Origin of the sequence: Ovoidimarina sediminis, from assembly GCF_032586175.1 — a bacterium.
Classification (GTDB): domain Bacteria; phylum Pseudomonadota; class Alphaproteobacteria; order Rhodobacterales; family Rhodobacteraceae; genus Ovoidimarina; species Ovoidimarina sediminis.
The window spans coordinates 108,337-127,259 of record NZ_JAWHTE010000001.1 but is presented as its reverse complement, the minus strand read 5'-3'; the positions used below and the strand labels follow the sequence as shown (position 1 = coordinate 127,259).

The 18,923-nt window shown below is 67.5% G+C and carries 18 protein-coding genes; 7 read left to right on the top strand and 11 right to left on the bottom strand.

All coding sequences use genetic code 11. The features are described from left to right. The 3 genes from RXV90_RS00635 to RXV90_RS00625 form a co-directional block, all read right to left on the bottom strand. The gene (locus tag RXV90_RS00635) at positions 1 to 1,464 is read right to left on the bottom strand and encodes a sulfatase-like hydrolase/transferase (RefSeq protein WP_316646293.1); all 1,464 of its coding nucleotides are present in this window, start codon (positions 1,462 to 1,464) and stop codon (positions 1 to 3) included. Positions 1,465 to 1,827: 363 nt separating this feature from the next. Then, on the bottom strand, positions 1,828 to 2,586 hold the full coding sequence (locus tag RXV90_RS00630; protein ID WP_316646292.1) for an SDR family NAD(P)-dependent oxidoreductase: 759 nt from the start codon (positions 2,584 to 2,586) through the stop codon (positions 1,828 to 1,830). Between the two features lie 85 nt (positions 2,587 to 2,671). Further along, positions 2,672 to 3,511, bottom strand: a complete 840-nt coding sequence (locus RXV90_RS00625; RefSeq protein ID WP_316646291.1) for a helix-turn-helix domain-containing protein — start codon at positions 3,509 to 3,511, stop codon at positions 2,672 to 2,674. A 71-nt stretch (positions 3,512 to 3,582) separates the two neighbouring features. Here RXV90_RS00625 and RXV90_RS00620 point away from each other — a divergent pair, with 71 nt between their 5' ends. After that, on the top strand, positions 3,583 to 4,698 hold the full coding sequence (locus RXV90_RS00620; protein ID WP_316646290.1) for an SRPBCC family protein: 1,116 nt from the start codon (positions 3,583 to 3,585) through the stop codon (positions 4,696 to 4,698). Positions 4,699 to 5,467: 769 nt separating this feature from the next. Here the strand turns inward: RXV90_RS00620 and RXV90_RS00615 are convergent. The 5 genes from RXV90_RS00615 to RXV90_RS00595 form a co-directional block, all read right to left on the bottom strand. Next, the gene (locus tag RXV90_RS00615; protein WP_316646289.1) at positions 5,468 to 6,271 is read right to left on the bottom strand and encodes a class I SAM-dependent methyltransferase; all 804 of its coding nucleotides are present in this window, start codon (positions 6,269 to 6,271) and stop codon (positions 5,468 to 5,470) included. Positions 6,272 to 6,274: 3 nt separating this feature from the next. Beyond that, complete coding sequence (locus tag RXV90_RS00610; RefSeq protein WP_316646288.1) at positions 6,275 to 6,739, bottom strand: OsmC family protein; 465 nt, start codon at positions 6,737 to 6,739, stop codon at positions 6,275 to 6,277. Between the two features lie 215 nt (positions 6,740 to 6,954). Next, positions 6,955 to 7,260, bottom strand: coding sequence for a sll1863 family stress response protein (locus RXV90_RS00605; protein ID WP_316646287.1), 306 nt, complete (start codon positions 7,258 to 7,260; stop codon positions 6,955 to 6,957). A gap of 91 nt (positions 7,261 to 7,351) precedes the next feature. After that, positions 7,352 to 7,786 (bottom strand): helix-turn-helix domain-containing protein, encoded by a 435-nt coding sequence (locus tag RXV90_RS00600; protein ID WP_316646286.1) that lies wholly within the window; start codon positions 7,784 to 7,786, stop codon positions 7,352 to 7,354. Positions 7,787 to 7,788: 2 nt separating this feature from the next. Beyond that, on the bottom strand, positions 7,789 to 8,550 hold the full coding sequence (locus RXV90_RS00595; protein WP_316646285.1) for a universal stress protein: 762 nt from the start codon (positions 8,548 to 8,550) through the stop codon (positions 7,789 to 7,791). 452 nt (positions 8,551 to 9,002) lie between these two features. Between RXV90_RS00595 and RXV90_RS00590 the strand changes: the two genes are divergently transcribed. The 4 genes from RXV90_RS00590 (at position 9,003) to RXV90_RS00575 (ending at position 12,778) form a co-directional block, all read left to right on the top strand. Continuing rightward, positions 9,003 to 9,791 (top strand): L,D-transpeptidase family protein, encoded by a 789-nt coding sequence (locus RXV90_RS00590; RefSeq protein WP_316646284.1) that lies wholly within the window; start codon positions 9,003 to 9,005, stop codon positions 9,789 to 9,791. A 104-nt stretch (positions 9,792 to 9,895) separates the two neighbouring features. Beyond that, a complete protein-coding gene (locus RXV90_RS00585) occupies positions 9,896 to 10,669 on the top strand; it encodes a 3-hydroxybutyrate dehydrogenase (protein ID WP_316646283.1) in 774 nt (257 codons plus the stop codon). After that, complete coding sequence (locus RXV90_RS00580; protein ID WP_316646282.1) at positions 10,666 to 11,703, top strand: patatin-like phospholipase family protein; 1,038 nt, start codon at positions 10,666 to 10,668, stop codon at positions 11,701 to 11,703. The genes RXV90_RS00585 and RXV90_RS00580 overlap by 4 nt, the downstream gene beginning before the upstream one ends. 340 nt (positions 11,704 to 12,043) lie before the next feature. After that, the gene (locus RXV90_RS00575; RefSeq protein WP_316646281.1) at positions 12,044 to 12,778 is read left to right on the top strand and encodes an extensin-like domain-containing protein; all 735 of its coding nucleotides are present in this window, start codon (positions 12,044 to 12,046) and stop codon (positions 12,776 to 12,778) included. A gap of 4 nt (positions 12,779 to 12,782) precedes the next feature. On the opposite strand, the gene queF is transcribed toward RXV90_RS00575, so the two are convergent. Continuing rightward, positions 12,783 to 13,247 (bottom strand): preQ(1) synthase, encoded by a 465-nt coding sequence (gene queF, locus RXV90_RS00570; RefSeq protein ID WP_316646280.1) that lies wholly within the window; start codon positions 13,245 to 13,247, stop codon positions 12,783 to 12,785. A 222-nt stretch (positions 13,248 to 13,469) separates the two neighbouring features. Here queF and RXV90_RS00565 point away from each other — a divergent pair, with 222 nt between their 5' ends. Continuing rightward, entirely contained in the window at positions 13,470 to 14,432 is a 963-nt protein-coding gene (locus RXV90_RS00565; protein WP_316646279.1) for a LysR family transcriptional regulator, read from the top strand. Here the strand turns inward: RXV90_RS00565 and RXV90_RS00560 are convergent. Next, on the bottom strand, positions 14,406 to 15,599 hold the full coding sequence (locus RXV90_RS00560; RefSeq protein WP_316646278.1) for a DegT/DnrJ/EryC1/StrS family aminotransferase: 1,194 nt from the start codon (positions 15,597 to 15,599) through the stop codon (positions 14,406 to 14,408). The two genes, RXV90_RS00565 and RXV90_RS00560, sit on opposite strands and share 27 nt — an antisense overlap. A gap of 209 nt (positions 15,600 to 15,808) precedes the next feature. Here RXV90_RS00560 and RXV90_RS00555 point away from each other — a divergent pair, with 209 nt between their 5' ends. Beyond that, positions 15,809 to 16,984, top strand: a complete 1,176-nt coding sequence (locus RXV90_RS00555; RefSeq protein ID WP_316646277.1) for a ShlB/FhaC/HecB family hemolysin secretion/activation protein — start codon at positions 15,809 to 15,811, stop codon at positions 16,982 to 16,984. A gap of 363 nt (positions 16,985 to 17,347) precedes the next feature. Here RXV90_RS00555 and RXV90_RS00550 read toward each other — a convergent pair whose 3' ends face one another. Then, positions 17,348 to 18,901: a winged helix-turn-helix domain-containing protein gene (locus RXV90_RS00550; RefSeq protein WP_316646276.1), complete on the bottom strand. Its 1,554-nt coding sequence runs from the start codon at positions 18,899 to 18,901 to the stop codon at positions 17,348 to 17,350. Positions 18,902 to 18,923 lie beyond the last annotated feature (22 nt).

Genomic DNA, 18,923 nt, shown 5'->3' with positions numbered 1-18,923 from the left:
CTATTCCCGCAGGTACCCGGCCGTCGCGTCGGGATCGGGGATGTAATCCCAGGCCGTGCCGTTGGCCTTCATCGCGGCGTTCACGACCGCTTTCATGGGCAGCCGGTCCCAGACCTCTGACGCGATCCTGTCGAGGTCGAAGGCGCCGCCGGTGATGACCTGGTTCAGCGTGGATTCGATCTCGGCGCAATCGGGATCGCCCGCGCGGTTCGCCCATTCGCCGGGATCCTCGGCGAGGTTGTAAAGCTGGGGCGGCGTGCCGTGGCAGTAGTGGTATTTCCAGTCGCCGAGGCGCACCATGAAGGAGGGCCGCATGATGCCCTCGCCGTGGTATTCGGAGATCACCGGGATCACCGCTAGTTCCGCGCCGTGGATCGCCGGAAGGAGCGAGCGGCCTTCGAGGGGGCGGACGGACGTTTCTTGGGCGATGTCGATCAGGGTGGCCGGCAGATCGATCAGCGAGACGGGGGTGTCGATCCGGCGGGGCACGGCCCCCGGCATGTCGATGAAGAGCGGAATGCGGGCCGACCATTCATGGAGGCTGCGTTTCTGGATCATGCCGCGTTCGCCCAGCATCTCGCCATGGTCTGAGGTGACGATGACGAGCGTGTCGTCACGGGTTCCGGCCTCTTCCAGGACGCCGAGCAATTCGCCGATCTTGTCGTCGACGTAATGGGCGAGGGCCGCGAAGCCGCGGCGCATGGCGCGGAGGTTTTCGGGATCGCGGATCTCGTCGCCCCGGAGGTGGAGCCCGTGCCAGCGGCGGATCGCGTGATCGTAGGCCGAATAGCGATCGTCCATGTCGTCGGGATAGATCGGCAGGGGCATGTCGGCGTCTTCGTAGATCTCCCAATACCTGCGGGGCACCTTGTAGGGTGGGTGGGGGTTGGTGAAGGAGACCGTCAGCATCCAGGGCCTCTTCGGCGCGTGGCGCAGGTATTCCATCGCCCGGAAGTGGGTTTCTTCGTCATACTGAAGCTCTTTCGACCAGCCGGGGCCGATGTTTTCGGCCAGGTATTGCGGGGTGAAATCGAAGGCCTTTGCGTCGGGATCGTCTTCGGGCGGCAGAGGGTAGGACCAGAGGTGGCCGGACGGATAGATATCGGTGTTGAGCCGGCGCTGGAAGCCGTGAAGCTGATCGGCCCCGATGAAATGCATCTTGCCCGACAGCACCGTTTCGTACCCCGCGTTCGCGAGGTAATGGGCGAAGGTGGGCAGATAGCCCGGGAAGGGATCGCCGTTGTCGTAGCAGCCGGTCGTGGAGGTATGGAGCCCGGTCATGAAGCAGGACCGGGCGGGGACGCAGATCGGGCTGGGGGTGTAGGCATTGGTGAAGGTGGCGGCGCGGGCGGCGAGCGCCGACATGTGTTCGGTGCGCGCGCCGGTGCCGCCGCAGGCCTCGAGCATGAAGGGTGTCATCTGATCGGCCATGATCAGGAGGATGTTCGGCTGGCGTAGCGTCATGGTGGGGCCTCGGTTGCACGTGGCGGGATCACTGAAGCGGGGGGCGGCGTGTTTGTCCAGCGGGGGCACGGGGCGCGGCCCCTGCGATATCATGGGAGAGCCGTGTCGTGATGGTGGGCGCGGCCAGCGCCGATGCGGGATCGTCGTGACCGGGATGGATCGGGGGTGGCGAAGGGGGCCGCGACCCCGGGTCGTGCCTTCAGATCGCGCTTGCGGAGGCTGACATGCCTGAGGGTCCCGGTGTGGGCATATCCGTTCGCAGCGAACCGCCCGATCCCCTCGCGCAGGAAAGCCGGGGTTATAATCCCGGCGGCTTCGGGAAGGTCTGTGGCCTTCGTGAGGAACTTTGCCGCGCGCGGCCCGTCAGATCGAACCCGCTTCGACCATGTAGTTGTTCGCCGAGCACATCGCCGCATCGTCGGACGCAAGGAAGACGACCATGCGCGCGACATAGACCGGATCGATCAGATCCGGCAGGCACTGGCGCTGGCGGTGTTTTTCAAGGGCCTCGGGCGTGGCCCAGAGGGTTTTCTGCCGCTCGGTCATGATCCAGCCCGGCACGACGGTGTTGACGCGGATCCGGTGGCCGCCGAGATCGCGGGCCATCGTGCGGGTGAGGCCGTGAACGGCCGCCTTCGCGGTGGTGTAGGCGGGGAAGCCGCCGCCCGCCTCCCACCACGAGTTCGAGCCCATGTTGACGATCGCGCCGCCGCCGGCGGCGATCATGTCGGGCGCGACCGCCTGGATCGCGAAGAACATGTGGCGGAGGTTGGTGTGCATCCGTTCGTCCCAATAGGCAGGGTCGATCTCGTCCCAGGCGTGGCGGTCGTCGCGGGCGGCGTTGTTAACGAGGACCGAGGCGGGGCCGAGCCGTTCCTTCAGCCGGGCGAGGGCGGCCTGCATGGCGGGAATATCGCGGAGGTCGCAGATCTCGAAGGCGATGTCGCCTTCCGTGGCGTCGGTGAGCGCGGCGCTTGTCGTCTCGTCGAGATCGAGGAAGCCCACGCGGCTGCCCTGGGCGGCGAAGGCTTTCACGATCTCTGCGCCGATGCCCGAGGCCCCGCCCGTGATGATCACCGTGCGCCCCGCCAGGCTGGGATATGTCGCGAAATCTTGGCCCATGTCGTTCCCCTCGTCCGAATTCCGTTTTCGTCGGGGACGGGCTTAGCCGAAACGGGAGGCGAGGGGTATGGGCATCTGGCAAGCGTCAGGCAAAGGCGCGGGCGAACCAGGCGCGGGTGGCGTCATTCGCGGGCAGAAGCGTTTCGATGCGCAGATCGTCGAGGGCGGCATCGGCGCTCATCCCGATGGTCGCGATGAGGGAGAAGAGTTCCAGCACATCCGCACCGATGCGGATCTTTATCGCGAGGACCGGATCGGTGCGGGGGCCGGGAGGCGTGGCCATCAGCGCCTGCACCCCGTCGAGGGCGAGGAGATCGGCGAGGAGGGCGTGCGCCTCGGCGTCATGGGGGCGGCGCGCGGCCTCAAGCTCCAGCAGCCGCAGGAGGGCGCGGGCCACCTCGCCCCAGTTCACGATGGCGTCGCGCAGGGGGCCGGGGGCCAGGATTTCGCGGATCAGGTTGCCGTCGCCCGGCGCGCCGACGCGGGCGAAGAAGGCCCGGGCCGGTTCGTTGGCCTTCACGAGGTTCCAGATCCGATCGACCGACACCGCCGGATAGGGGGCGTGACCCTGGAGGACGTGATCGATCGAGGCATCGATGGCCGCCTGCGTCGCGGCATCCCGGCCGCCCCGGGAGGAGCGCGCGGCGAAGCCGGCGGAGAGGAGCATCGCATCGACCTCGGCCGCCGGCATCTCGAGCGCCTCGGCGATCTGCGCGATGGCGAAGCGGCTGGGATTGGAGCGGCCGGTTTCGAGGAAGCTGATGTGGCGCTGGGACATGCCCGATTGAAGGGAAAGATCGAGCTGGCTGAGCCTGCGGCGCTTGCGCCAGGTCTTCAGGAAGACGGGAAAGGCGGGTTCGGGGATGTTCGGGTTGTAGGCCATGCCCGACCTTGCCACGGCGGGGCGGGGAGTTCGATTACCCATGAGGTAATTGAGACGGGGCGGGCAAATCGCGCGAATGGCGGCGAATGCCAACCGATGAGAGAGCCGTACCGATGGACACCGCAAGGACCGCCCGCATTTTCCTAGGGCTGAACGCCGCATTTTCGCTTCTGATGGGGGTGGGGTTTCTGATCGCGCCCGGGGGAGCCGCCGGGATGCTGTTTCAGGATCCCGCGCCCTGGCAGCCCGTGGTGCTGCGTCTCCTGGGGGGCGGGCTGATCCTGTTCGGGCTGGGCCTCGTTTTGCTCGTGCGCGACAGGTTCCTGACGGCCGGGCAGGTCGTTTTCGTTTCGGGGATGGATGCGGGCTGGATCCTGGGAAGCGCGGGACTTCTGATCCTTGCGGGGCCGCTTTTTTCAGAGGCCGGGCAGGGCGCGGTTGTCGCGGTTGCGGGGATCGTGGCGGTCTTTGCCATCGGGCAGTACCTGGGCGCGCGGCGGATCGTGCCGCCCCTGAGCGAAGCCTCCGTCACGGTTTCGGAGGGCCGGATCCTCGCGCGGGTCCGCCGGGCCGTGGGGGCGCCTACGCCGGTTGTCTGGCAGGTGATGAGCGATCACCCGGGCTATGCCGACGTGGCGCGCAACCTGTCGAAGGTCGAGGTCGTGGCGGGCGAGGGGCTGGGCATGCGGCGGCGATGTTTCGGGCCGAAGGGGGAAAACTGGCAGGAGACCTGCGACCTTTACGAAGAAGGCCGGGCCTTCGGGTTCCGGGTGCATACGGAGGCGGCGGATTACCCGTACCCGATCGCGGATCTGCACGGGGTGTGGTCGGTCGAGGAGGAAGACGGGGGCGCGGCCTTCACCATCCATATCGAGGCCGTGCCGAAAGGCAGCGTGCTGACCCGGGCGCTGTTCAGACTGGCGGCGCGGCGGCAGTTCAGGGCCGTGCTGGCGGATCTTGCCGAGGCCTGGGCGGCGCGGGATGGAGCGCGCGGCGCGAGGCTAGCGGGGGGCGTTCGCGTTTCCGGGGCGCACGGGATTTGCCGGGCGCGGGACATGCCGGAGCCTGCCGTCGATCCCGCCGCGTTCCGACGCCTTGCCGGTCTTGCCGCGCGGCTGCCCGTGATCCTGTCGGCCCCGAAGCAGGAGGGCAGGCCCGACCCGATCGTGACGCGGCCCGCGCTTTGCGATCGGGCGCGCCGCGTTCGTGGTGATGGTGTTGCCGCATAGTGGCTGTGCGTCCTTCACCGACCGCGACGGGCGGGAAGCCTGCGGCTTCGTGATGATCGGGGCGGGCAGGGCGGCCCGGCTGAGGATCGGCTTTCCGGGGCGCGCATCATCCCATCCCCCGGGCCACCGCAGGCGGCCGGTGCGCGCCGCTGCATGAGCGCCGGGGAGGCGCATCGAAGGACGCGATCCTGACGAGGGACGTCACCTTTGCCCGGCTGCCCGAGATGGACCCCGCCGCGATCGTGGCGCATATGTCGGCCCACCGGGCGGCCGAGCGCATGCCGCTTCTGACCTTTGCGAGGGATGCCGAGGTTGCGGCGGGTGTCGTCGCCGGGAAGGAGGCGTGCCGGGCCCGGGGCGGCCTTGGGCGCCGGGCGTTCCCTGCCGATGGTCGCCATATCCGCTGGGGCGGGTTTCAGAAGGAAGGGGAGGAATGGGATTTCGGGCTGGTCCTGCGGTCCGGCGTCTTCGGCCCCGGGCGGCGGATTGCCCGCAAGGCCCCGGATTTCGCGGTGGCGGACGCGCGCATTCCCTACGTGACCTTTCTTCTGCCGCCCGCGCGCAGGAACCTCGGGGCGCGGCAGGTTGGAGAGGTTGCGGATGAGGGGGCGGGGTTTCTCAAGTTCCGGCGTGAGACGGAGCCTGCGGCGGGGCAGGGCCAGAGGCTGGCTGGATCGTTGTGCGCCGAGAGGCGCTTTGCGCGGCACAGGGCGGTGCTGGGGCCGGCGTGGCGGTTGGGACGGGCGAGACGCGCGTTGTTGCGCCGCTGTCAGCGGCGGCCCGCGACGGTCACGAATTCGCCGGGAATGCGATACGCCCCGTCGACCAGGTGGTCGGCAACCGACGCCAGGAATTCTTCGCTGACGTCCTGCATCGTCTGCTCGTCGAACCTCTTTATGGCCAAGGCCACAGGGCCGCCGAGCAAGACTGCATCCAGAAGGTCGCGCGCGTTCGCGTATTCGAGCGTTTCGGATTGCCGCACTTCCTTGATATCCCGGAAGCCAGCCTGTTCGAAGTCGCGGCGCAATCCGCCGGGCGCGCCGGTCGCGAAGAACATGGGGCACACCTCGGACTGAACGTTCTTGTCCACGATGGGAAAGACTTCTGCCCAGCCGCATTTTCGACGTTCGCCCCAGACGGTGGCCACGGCCCGACCGCCGGGCCGCAGGACGCGGTGCATTTCTGAAATGGCGGCCTGAGGGTCGGGACTGTACATCAGGCCCAATGCAGAGACGGCCCTGTCGAAACTCGCGTCGTCGGCATCCAGAGCTTCCGCCCCCATCCGCGCGGTTCTGACATTCCGCAGGCCGAGGGCGTCTGTCGCATCGACCATCTTTTGCGCGAGATCGGTCGCGAGGACCGATCCAGTCTGACCGACCGCTTCGCTGAGCATTCTGGTCACGAGACCAGACCCACATGCGGTTTCGATGATCTGCTGGCCGTGTTCCAGCCCTGCCATGGAGATCAAGGTCTGCTGCGCCGGCAGCAGGCCTTTCTGCCAGCCGGCCTCGTAATGGGGCGCGGCCGCGTCCCATCCGTATCTCTGCACCCTGATCTGAAGCCGGGCATCCATGGGTCAAGCGACATCCAAGACTGTCTCGACCGTCTGCGGGTCACGCAGGGCGAGGAAGTACGGATCGGCCTCAAGAGCGGTATCCACCAGCCCTTGCAGGGTCTCCCGGTCGGCGTCGCTTGCGAGGGTGATCTTCAGACGCGTTCTGAGGGGCGCCGCGCTCGCGTCGCCCATTCCGAAAATGGCAGAGTCGTCGAAATCCATGTCCACGCCGACGTGGACGGAACGAAGCTCGATACCGAGCCGGACCGCCGTCATCTTGATGCCAATCGCGACGCAGCCCGATACGGCCGCGCGCGCGTGAAAGCCGGGTGAGGGACCCAACTCGCATCCGCCCACCGGTTCGGGCATGTCGATTACGACTTCCCGGTCACCTTCGGTGACTTTGCATGTCAGACCGTCCGTAATTCTGGCGTCCGCGTGTTTTGTATCCAGGGCGGCCTCGGGGCGACGATGAAAGACCGACATCACCCGTGTCTGCGCCCGTCTGATATCTTCGTCAGAATTCACGCCCGATCCCCCATGCCCACGACTTTTGGGAAAGCCTATGCCAGATGATTGCGAGGCGTCCAGTCCTCTGAAGCCAAGGGCGAATGTGTCCGCCCGGCGGACATCAGGGCAAGATCGCCGAGCGTTTTCCGGAGCCCACGAGAGACCCCAGGGGTGCGTGGGGCCAGTCACGGTCAGGAATTGGCGCTGTCCGAGGCGTAGCGTGCCTGCGCCTGTCGAAACGTTTCGCTCAGGTCGTTCCAGGCCGTTTCGAAGCCATTTTTCACATCGTTCCAGGCCTCTTCGGAGGCCGCGTGCAGTTTTTCGATCCGGTCTTCGACCGTGGCCATCTGCCTGCGCAAGAGCTTCATGTGCTCTCGCCTCTTGATTTCGGCATCGGCGGTCATCTCTTCGCCTTCGGCCTCAAGCCGTTTCAGTTCGGCCCCGAGATTGTCGAATTTGGCTTTCGCTTTCTGAATGTACATGTCGCGGTTGCTCATCTCATTTCCTTTCTGTCTGTTGACTTCGGACGGCGCGCGCGTGTGCCCGTGCGGGGGCAGCCGGAAGACTTCTCTTCCTCGTCGCGTCGCGTCATCGGGAACTGGACCAGCCGGGCCTTTGCGATCGGTCCGGCCGCGGTTGAGCGTTCCGCACCATCGCGCCCAACCGCGTTTCAATTCGGGAGAGTGCCTGAAGCGACAGGTCGACTTCACGCGCGATGCCGGTCAGTTCCCGGAGCAGATCATCACGATCGGGCTTCGTGTTCGCGGGATCTGCCGGTTGCGACATGTCCCCTTGCCCGGACAGAAGCCAGCGCATCGATACGCCAAGTGCCCCCGCAAGGATTGCCATCCGGTTCGACCGCGGTGCGGATCGTCCCTGCTCCCATCTCGTGATCGTCCCCTCTGTTACGCCGATCAGGTTCGAGAGGTCGGCCCTGGAGTAATCCTGACGCTGACGCGCGAGGCAAAGCCTTTCCGGGAGGCTTTCCCCAGCAGCCTCCTCGACGAATGTTCCATTCCGCATTTTCAATCCTCGGTCTGTTCCGGGACAATCAGCACCGGACAGTCGGAGAAGCTTGCCACCTTTTGAGCGGTTTCGGAGGAAAACAGGCCCTGGATCCACGAACGGTCATGCGATCCGACAATGATAAGGCTGGCCAGCCGTTCTTCCGCGGCCCGCAAGATTTCGTCGTCCACGCCTCCATGCCGGACTTCCAAATGGAAGGGCGACGGGGAGACGGCGACGTCGGTCAGGATGGCGCGCAAATCCGATCTGCGTGCCTCTAACCGTTCCGCCAGTTCCTCCTGCGTTTCCATCGGTGCTTCGAGAGCGCCACTCACAGGCGAGACCCCGTAATGCGTGGGGCCCCGTCTTGGCGGGACAACGCTTACGAAGGTCACCTCTCCGCCCGAAAGCCTGGCGACGGCTGCCGTCGTTTCGACGACCTTGCGGTCGAGATCGCCCTTGCCGGTCAAGGCCACGACAATCCGCGAAAAGACCGGTTGGCCGGCACTGTAACCCTGGGCTGCATCAGCGGCGCGCCCGTCGAGAGAGGATTGCTGGCCGAGTTCATTCAGGGCCTTGTGAATCGCGGTGACATCGGCTGGATGCTCTCCGCTCTGCCGAAGGTTGTCTTCCTCGTCATTCAGTACCTCGGCCTCGAGAGCCATCGACTTGAGGATGTATTCCTTTTCCGTGGCCGATAGAGCTTCGTCTTCAAGTACGTCTTCGGCACTCCTGTAGAACGCGCCGGGATTGGCACATCGTTCCTTTACATCGGGTTCCATCTTGCTCCGTCCTGCAGGCCGCCGGGGGTGGCGTATCACTGGGAGGCCTGCGTCTGGATTTCATTTGACCCACCGAGCACGTTCCCCGGGGGTGCGGCACATATGCAGCCGTCGGGACGGCCGCGTGCACCTGCTCGCCTTTCCATACTATCACCCGACGTCACCGATTTTCAGGTTGACAGAGGGATAATGTTCCCGGGTTTCCATAGGCGTCTGAAATTAGTGAAAAGAATTATCCCGGGGCGAGGCCGGGACAGGGGGGCATTCCCGTGACCCGGAGACATCTTCCGGCGGGCATGCGTTCGAACGGATCCGGGAGCATCGGGACATCCGCCATGATTATCCGCCGGCGCAGGGCGGATTTGTCCGCCCGGGCGGTTCGTGCGGCCCGGCCCCGGCTGGACGCGCGTGTTGTGGAGGGTGAGCGGTTCCGCCTAGACTGACAGGCGACCATGGCACGTTCGATCTTCCCCCGTTTCTTCCGCAGATTGCTGGCCCCGGCCCTTTTCCTGATCCTTGCGGCCTGCGGGGGCGGCGGGGCGCCGGAGCCGGAGCCGGAGCGTGCGGCGGGCGTGGCGCAGGACATGCCGTTTCAGGCGCGGCTCGATGCGCTGTCGCTGCCCCTCACGCTTCCCGAAGGCCGGGCGATCCTCGTCAATATCCCGTCTTTCGAGCTTATCGCCTTCGAGGACGGGGTGCCGGTGCTGCGCAGCCGGGTGATCGTGGGGAAACCCGAGACGCGCACGCCACGGATGAAGACCTATACCAGCGCCGTGATCTTCTGGCCGTCCTGGCGGCCGACGCCCGAGATGGTTGCAAGCGGCGAGGTGCCCGACCGGGTGTTTCCGCCGGGGCCGGACAACCCGATGGGGGTTCTGGCGATCCAGCTTGAACCCGGGCTCGACGTCTTCATGCATGACACCAACCAGAGGGAGTTGTTCGGGCAGCCGACCCGGGCCTTTTCGCACGGCTGTATCCGGGTGGAGCGCTGGGCGGCGCTGGCCGCCTGGCTGCTCGAGCGCGACGAGGCGTCGGTGCGGGCGATGTCGGCCGGGCCCGTCACGCGGAGGGCGGAGACCGGGCCGGTGCCCGTTCTGATCCGGTATTTCACGGTCTTTCCCTCGGAGGGCGGCGGCGTCGGTGTTTATCCCGATATCTACGGGCTTGCGGGCGGCGGGACGGCGTTCGGGATGTCCACCAAGAACCGGGCGGGCTGTGCGCCGCCGATCCCGAAGCCGTGAGGCGGGGGATGCCGCCAAAGGGGCGTGACCTCCCCGTGCAACCGGGGTAGCGTGCGCGCGCAGCGAAACCTTTGCGCGTGCAGCATCCAGTCAGGAGACAGCCCATGAGCCTATCGGGAAAGACCGCCATCATCACCGGATCGAATTCGGGCCTGGGGCTTGGCATTGCGCGGGCTTTTGCCGCCGAGGGGATCGACGTGGTTCTGAATTCCTTCACCGACACGGAGGAGGATCACGCGCTGGCCGCCGAGATCGCGGAAGAGCACGGCGTCACGGCGCGCTATATCAAGGCGGATATGTCGAAGGGCAACGAGGCGCGCGGGCTGATCGAGGCGGCGGGGGCCTGCGATATCCTCGTGAACAACGCGGGCATCCAGCATGTCGCGCCGGTGGACGAGTTTCCGGCGGACAAGTGGGATGCGATCATCGCGATCAACCTGTCATCGGCCTTTCACACCACCGCTGCCGCGCTTCCGATGATGCGGAAGGCGGGCTGGGGCCGGGTGGTGAACATCGCCTCGGCGCACGGGCTGAGGGCGAGCCCCTACAAGTCGGCCTATGTGGCCGCCAAGCACGGAATCGTCGGGCTGACGAAGACGGTGGCGCTGGAATGCGCGCAGGAACCCATCACCTGCAACGCGATCTGCCCCGGTTACGTGCTGACGCCGATCATCGAAAAGCAGCTGCCCGACCAGATGAAGACCCACAACATGGATCGCGAGACGGTGCTGCGCGAGGTGATCCTCGTCAAGCAGCCGAGCCGCGAATTCGCGACGATCGAGCAGGTGGCGGGGGCGGCGCTGTTCCTGTGTTCGCCCCACGGCGACCAGATCCGGGGCACGACGATCAGCCTCGACGGGGGCTGGACGGCTTCGTGAGCCCGCGCCGCATCAACCTCGCCCTGCAGGGGGGCGGGGCGCATGGGGCGTTCACCTGGGGCGTGCTCGACCGGCTTCTCGACGAAGAGGATATCGAGATCGCCGCGATTTCCGGCACCTCCGCCGGGGCGCTGAATGGCGCCGCGTTCAAGGCAGGAATGCTGAAGGGCGGGCGCGAGGGCGCGCGGGAGAACCTCGACTGGCTTTGGGCGCAGGTGGCGGCGCGGGGCGATCTGAGGATGACGACCTGGATGAACGCGTTTTCGCCCGCGCCGGGGATGATCGCGCAGGCGCTGGAATATTCGCTGCCGTTTTCGGTGATCGAGACAGCGAGCCGGGTGACATCGCCCTACATGCTGGGCCCGTTCTACCGCAACCCACTGGACCCCATCGTGCGGCGGTTTGCCTATGACCGGATCTGCGCGCGGGACGCGCCCGCGCTGTTCGTGTCGGCCACCAATGTGCGGACCGGGAAGATCCGGGTCTTCGAGCACGAGGAGATCACGACCGAGGCGATCCTGGCCTCCGCCTGCCTGCCGACGCTGTTCCAGGCGGTGGAACTCGACGACCCGAAGACGGGGGAGCGGGAGGCGTTCTGGGACGGGGGCTATGCGGGGAACCCGGCGCTTTTCCCGCTGTTTCCGGCGGAGTTTCCCGACGACATCGTGGTGGTGAACATCAATCCGCTGGAGCGTGCGGACCTTCCCGTGACGCCGCAGGATATCCTGAACCGGATCAACGAGGTGAGCTTCAATTCCTCGCTTCTGCGGGAGTTGAGGGCGATCGAGTTCGTGCGGGGGCTGATCGCCGAGGGCAAGGTCGAGGCGGGGGCGATGAAGAACGTGCTTATCCACATGATCGCCGATGACGATCTGATGCGGGAGCTGAGCGTGGCGACGAAGCTGGTGCCTTCGCCGCCTGTGCTGGCGGGGCTGAAGGCCGCGGGGCAGGCGGCGGCGGAGCGGTTTCTGGAGGGGCACAAGGAGGATATCGGGGTGCGGCCCAGCGTCGATCTGAGGGAGATGTTCGGGTAGGGGGCCGGGCGCGGGTGGGATCGGCGCCGCGGCTGACGTGAGCCCGTCCTGCCCGGACGCAAGGTGCGGAGCCCCGCCGGGCAGGGGAGGCGAGGGCCCCCGAATGGTGCGGTCGATCTTTCGCCCGGGAGACGCCGCCCGACCCGGCCCGCTTCGGTGAGAGATGGTTTCCGGGGCCTGCGCTGGCAGAGGTTACTGTCCGCTATTGCGGATTTCCAAGGGATGATAGGGTGTTGCCCAGAAGACCTGCGAAATGCGGGGGGACGGCAATCGGTTGGCCGCAAACGATACGAGGTGACTTCTGCGGGGTCTGGCGACGGTATTGGTATTCTGCGCGGCCATGGCGCAGGCCGGGGAGGGCTGCGAGGACCGTGACCCGGCGGAGTGGCGCGGGCTTCTGACCTACGATCTTCCCGCCGATCAGGAAGAGATGTCCGGGGAAGACGCGGGCGCTGGCGCACGGGGCGGAGACCTGACGGTCTCTCCCAGGCCGCCGATGCGCCCCTGCCGGTTTCGCCAGATCGAGGCCGGGCGCGAGAGGATGCGGGACCGGGGCGCGGTTTGCGGCGACTGGACGATTATCGGGGAACGGCGCGCGCCGCTCGCGGGGAAACACCGGGGATGCGGCATTGCCGACCCCGTGCGCGTCCGCATCGTATCGGATGTCTTCCTCAGCCAGCTGGCGCTGATGGATTGCGAGACGGCCGTGACGCTCAAGACATGGCTCGAGACAGTTGCGAAGCCGGCCTTTGCCGATGACGGCGGCGGGCTGAAGGGATTGCGCCTGTCGGGCCACTATGCCTGCAAGACGCAGAACAATCAGCGCGGCGCGCGGCTTTCCGAACATGCCCGCGGGCGTGCGATCGACATCTCGTCCTTCATCCTGATGGATGGCACGGTGATCACCGTGCGCGAGGGGTGGGCGGACACGGAGACGGGCGGCGTGATGCGGGAGCTTCACGCCGGGGCCTGCGGATTGTTCGGGACGGTGCTGGGCCCCGAGGCCGACAGCTATCACGCGGACCATTTCCACTTCGACACGGCGCGCCGCCGGAGCGGCGCCTATTGCCGGTAGCGCCCTAGCCGCGCCCGCGATAGGGCGGCACGCCCTGATCGGGGATCCAGACGCCCTCGGGCACGGGCCCGGTCTGCCAGAAGACATCGATCGGGATGCCGCCGCGGGGATACCAGTAGCCGCCGATGCGGAGCCAGTGGGGTTCGAGAAATTCCACGAGGCGGCGGGCGATGGAGATCGTGCAATCCTCGTGAAACGCGCCGTGGTTGCGGAACGAGGTGAGGTAGAGCTTCAGGGATTTCGATTCGACGAGCCAGGGGCCCGGCACGTAATCGATCACCAGATGGGCGAAATCGGGCTGGCCCGTCATCGGGCAGAGCGAGGTGAATTCGGGCGCCGTGAAGCGGACGTTGTACTGGATGTCGGCCTGGGGGTTCCGCACGCGTTCGAGCGTGGCCTCGTCGGGCGAGGCGGGGATGCGCGTGGCGCTGCCGAGTTGGGTGAGGTCGCTGTAGATCGTATCGGGCATCGGAGGCTCCTGCCGGGACGGGCGGAGGCTTAGCCCGCGCGGGCCGGTGGGGCAAGCGGCGGGCGCCCGGAGGGGGCGCTGCCCCCGCCGGCCTCGCGGCCGGCCCCCCGGGATATTTCAGGCCACATGAAGGGCGGGCCACATGAAGGGGCGGGTGCGGGGCATTGCCAATCCCCGCCTGTCCCCCGTAGCCTCGGGCGCGGGGACAAGCGGAGCGCGCGCATGGCAGAGGGCACGGGACGGGTCACGCTTTGGGGGATCGAGGTGTTCGCGGCGGCGGCCGAGGAACGCTCGATTTCCGCGGCCGCGCGGCGGCTCGGGGCGAGCCCGTCGGCGGTGAGCCAGCAGTTGTCGAACCTCGAGGCCGCGCTGGGGGTGACGCTGATCGACCGGTCGGCGCGGCCCCTGAGGATGACGCCCGCGGGCGATCTGTTCCGGAGCCGGGCGCAGACGATCCTGAATGCCGCGAGCCAGGCGCGGGCCGAGTTGCAGAGCCGGGATCTGTCGCGGCTGTCGTCGCTGAACCTCGGCGTGATCGAGGATTTCGACGCCGATGTGACGCCCGCGCTTCTGAGCGCGATGGCCGACCGGCTGTCGGGGGCGCGGTTTCTTCTGGAAACGGGCGCGAGCCACCGGCTCTACGACCTTCTGGAAGCGCAGGTTCTGGACGTGATCATCGCGGCGGGGCCGGCGGCGCCGGCGGACTGGATGGAGGTGCACCCGCTGCTGGAGGAACAGGTGGTCGCGGTGGTGCCGAAGGGGCTGACGCAGGGGGGCGATGTGCGCGAGGTGCTGAGCCGGACGCCGATGATCCGCTATACCACGCGGCATGTGCTGGGCCGGCAGATCTCCGATCACCTGGAACGCGAGCGACTGGTGGCGCCGTCGCGATTCGAGATCGACAATTACCACGCGATCCTGGCGATGGTGGCCGAGGGCAAGGGCTGGTCGGCGCTGACGCCGCTCGGCATCATGCGGGCCGGGCGGTTCGTCGATGCCGTCGACGTGGTGCCCCTGCCGGTGCAACCGATGGGGCGGCGGATCTCGCTGGTGACGCGGGCCGAGACGTTCTGGGACATGCCCGGCGAGATCGCCGGGCGGATGCGGCCGCTTCTGGAGCGGCTTGTGGTGGCGCCCGGGCGGGCGCGGATGCCCTGGCTAGGCGACGGCCTGCGTCTTCTCTGACATGACCTCGGCGATCGCGGCGAGGAGCGCGTCGGCGGTGTAATCGAGATCGGCGCGGGTGAGGCGCGCGGGCAGGCGCACGTCGCAGGCGCGCATCAGCATGGCGCGGGTTTGCGGCAGGTCGGGCTGGTCGCCCAGGAAACCCCAGTTCCAGAAGGCGCGGGCATTGTCGGTGGACATGCCGAAGACCTGCACCGGCACCTCGCGGCGGGCGGCGGCGGCGGCGAAGGCCGTGACCTCGTCATCCGAGAGCCCGATGAGGTTGAACTGGATCGAATCGGGCGCGCGGCTTTCGGGGGCGAGGGGCGCCGGCACATCGAGCCAGGGCGAGGTGTTGAGGCGGCCTGCCACGTAATCGTGGTGGGCGCGCCCGTCGCGGACCCGGCGCGGCACCTCGGCCAGCTGTGCGAGGACGAGGGCGGCGGAGAGGTTGTTGAGCCGCGTGTTGTAGAGCGGCAGGCGGTTCTGCCAGGTGGCGAAGTGATCGAGGAGCACGGGGTGCTTTTTCCAGTTGTGCTCATAGGCGCCCGACATGATGACGGCGCGGGCGATGAGATCGGGGTCGTCGGTGACGAGGATGCCGCCTTCGCCCGCGTTTACAAGCTTGTAGGACTGGAAGCTGAAGCAGCCGACGCGCCCCAGCGTGCCGATGTTCCGCCCGTTCCATGTGGTGCCGAGCGAATGGGCGGCGTCTTCGATCACCGGGACGCCGGCCGCGGCAGCCAGTTCCATGATCCCGTCCATATCCGATGTGTGGCCGCGCATGTGGCTGATCAGGACCGCGTCGATGGTGCCGTCGAGCCGCGCGGCAAAATCCTCCATGTCGAGGCGGTAGTTGGGGCCGACCTCGGCCAGGACCGGCACGCAGCCCGCGTGGACCACCGCGGACGGCACTGCGGCGAAGGTGAAGGCGGGAATGAGGACGCGGGCGCCCGGTTTCAGATCGAGCGCCTTCATGGAGAGAAAGAGCGCGGCGGAGCAGGAGGCGACGGCGAGCGCGTATTTCGCGCCGATCATCTCGGCGAAGGCGGTTTCGAGCCGGGCGACGGGCGAGGCGTCTTTCGCCGTGTAGCGGAAGAGATCGCCGGTGGAGAGGAGGCGGTCGACCTCTGCGCGGGCGGTGTCGGGGATCGGCTCTGCATCATAGGTGTTGGGGGCGCTGCTCATCATTTCCACCTTTTCCGAAGGTTAGATTTGGAAAACCTGTAGCATGGCGGGGCGCATCCTGCCACGCCTTTCCGGCCGATGCGCGAGGGGCCGCTGATGTTCTTGACGCCGGGGCGGTTTGCGGGAAAGCAGGGACGAAAGACGACGGGGGACATCCGGTGCGGGAAACGGCAAGGCGGGGGCGCGGCGCGGCCCCATGGGCTATCTGTGTGTGTATCGGCTGGGCGGCGCTGAGCTTTGTGGCGCAACCCGTTGCCGCGCAATCCTTTTTCGCAACGCTGGTGGTCGACCCGGTGGTGGGGGCGGATCGGGGATCGGCCTCGCGCATCCGGGCGCTGGAGGAGCCGGCGACCTTCCTGACATTCTCGAACACCGGAAGCGACGAGGCGGGGCGGGCGATTGCGGGCTTCGGCTATGGCCATCCCGATCTTCTGGCCCCGGGCGACCAGCTTGACCTGGCCGCCGTGGTGGGCGGCCCGTCGGAGGATGACAGGCGCGAATTGCTGGCCGGGGGCGTGGGATACCGCTTTGCGATGGGCGGCGGCGGCACGGTGGGCTTCGTCACCGTCGACTATGGCGACGTGCGGCTGGGGACGGCGGCAACGCTTCCGTTCGATGTGCGGGGTGACCGGCTTCAGATCGGGGCCGGGGTGACGCGGGAGATCGACCTGGGTGAGACCGCGACGCTGAGGCTCGGGGCGGAGGTTCTGGCGCGTCACGTGGGCTCGGAGGTGCTGGGGGCCACGGTGATCGACGAGGAACTGAGGATGCTGAGGGTGTCGGCGCTTTACACGCGCGGCATCCCGCTTCTGGCGCAGCAGCGCCTGGCGATTTCCGCGACGAAGGGGGTGGACGGGTTCGGCGCCTCGCCTGCGGGCAACCTGCAGGGATCGGTGCCGGGGGCGGAGACCGGGTTTCTGCGCCTGTCTTTCGCCGCCGAAGCCTCGGTTCCGCTGTCGCGGGACTGGGTGGTGAACGCGGGCGTGATCGGGCAGTGGACGGAGGACAGCCTGCCCGCCTCGCAGCGGTGCGGGTTCGAGACCAACAGCTATGCGCGGGGCTTCGATTACGCGGTGGTGAGCGGGGACCGGTGCCTGGGATCGCGGGTGGAGATCGCGCGGAACCTCGAACTGCCGGTGCCGGGGGCGGAGCGGATGGTGTTCACCCAGGCCTTTGCGGGGATCGATGGCGGGCAGATCGACAATGTGGGGAACGCGGTGACGCCGGGCGGGCGGGACGGCTGGTCGAGCCTGTCGGCGGGGGTGCGGACGCTGAGGGGGAATTTCCTGGGCGAGGTCGCGGTGACGCGGATCCTAGACCGGCCGGCGGTGGCGGCAGGGCAGGATCAGACGCGGCTGTGGTTCCGCGCCGCTGTTCAGTTCTGAGGCGGAGTAGCGGATAAAAACGGGGCGCGGCTGACCTTGCGGTCATCGGCTGGCCAGGACAGTGGCACGTTCGCCCTATAGCCAGGCCGACCGGGGTAAAAGCCCCGAACCGACAGCCCCTAGTGGAGAAATAGAAAGCCCCAGGATGAGGCGACACCCCCGGACGGTCCGGGCGCGACCGGCCCGCCGGAGATCTCTTGAAATCGCAGGGCAACGGGGGTGGCGCCGTGATGCCGGGGATATCCGGTATGTGTGGTGGGAGTGGACATTGAACCGGCGACGCCTTTGACCCTCGTTTGACCCTGCGTCAAATGTCGCGCGGAAATGTTGCACGAATATTTGCGCAGGCCGGGTTTTCTAGCGTCAGAGGCGGAGGCCGGGCACGCCCTCGGCGATCTCGGGCGGCACCACGTCGCGCCCGAAGCGGCGGACCGCTAGGGTGACCGGGGCGCGGAGCGCGTTTGCGCGGTGTTCTGGGGCCTCGTAGAGCCGGGCCCAGGCGTAATGCAGGTGGCTGAGAAGCGCGTTGGCCCTGGCCCTCGGCGTCACCAGCATCGCCCCCTTGGCGCGCATCGAGGGGCGTTCGGGATCGGTGAACATCGGTTCCAGAAACAGCCGCAGAAGCGGGTGCACGCCGTAGAGGCGGGTGCGGTAGGGATCAAGCTCGTCCCGCCGGTCGGTTGCGATCAGGGCCTGGCAGAGCAGGACGAGCACGTAGCGTTCGAAATTGCTGTCGGGTTCGGCGAGATCGAGCGCCTGCTTGAGATAGTGGATGCCGGTTTCGACATCGCCCACGAAGGTCTGGAGCTGGCCGAGGATGGCGAGCGAGGAACTGACGGAGGTGCCCGCCGCATGGGCGTCTTCGGCGAGTTCGAGGGCGAGGGTCTTGTAGCCCGCATCGACGAAATGCAGGAGCTTCGCCGCCATGAGGGCGAGGTGGGGCCGGGTCTGGGCGTAATCGATGGCGTCGAGGACGAGGCGCTCGATCTCGGCGGCATCGGCGGCGCGGCGGTCGCGGGCCGTCTGGGCGAGTTCCGGCCCGAGGATCACGTATTCGCTGTGGATGTGGGTGGCGTAGATCAGCTTGATATGCGGATCGTCGGGGTAGCGGTCGCGGTAGTCACGCAGCTTCGGCGCCATGGAGCGGACGAAGGCGCGGCTGTCCTCGCGTTCGACCGCCGCGTCCATCATGGCGACGGGCAAGGGCGTGTCGGCGACGAGGTGATCGACGTCGTTGCGCCACTGGTCGTTCAGGATGCGCCGGGCGAGATCGCGCAGCGCGGCGGCGCCGGGCAGGCGCAGGGCCGCGCCGCTGGCCCCGAGTTGCAGCCGTTCGGCGAGGAACACCCGGCGCGACACGCCGGAGCGGCAGGAGACCACGCATTCGGTGCCCGTGCGGTCCTGGAAGAAGACGAGATCGATGCGGACGGGCGGCAGCGGCCCGTCGCGGGCGGGCGCGCTCGAGGCGGGGAGGATGCGGACCTCGCGGCCCGGCCCCAGATCGGCCACGAGCGCGCGTTTCAGCCCCTCGGCGAGCCCGGTGGCGATCCCGGTCTCCGCGCCCAGAAGATCGGTGCCGCGGAAGCCGCCGATCACGACGTAGCTGTCTTCCACCTCGGGTTCGGGTGGGGGGGCGGCTGGGGCGACCCAGACGTAGCCGCCGCCGTAGCGGGTGGCGATGAAGCGGGGATCCTTCGGATCGTCGCCCAGCTTGCGGCGGATCCGGTTGATCAGGAAATCGACCGAGCGGTCGGTGCGGTCGGAGCCGGGATCGGAGACCGCATCGAGGATCTGGCTGCGCGAGAGCACCTGGCCCGGGTGACGGGCGAGGTATTCGATCACGCGGCTTTCGGCCTGCGTGAAGGTCACCACCTCCTCCGCGTTCAGCCGCGCGGCCGTATAGTCCCGTTCGAACACCAGAAATTCCGCCCCAAAGTCG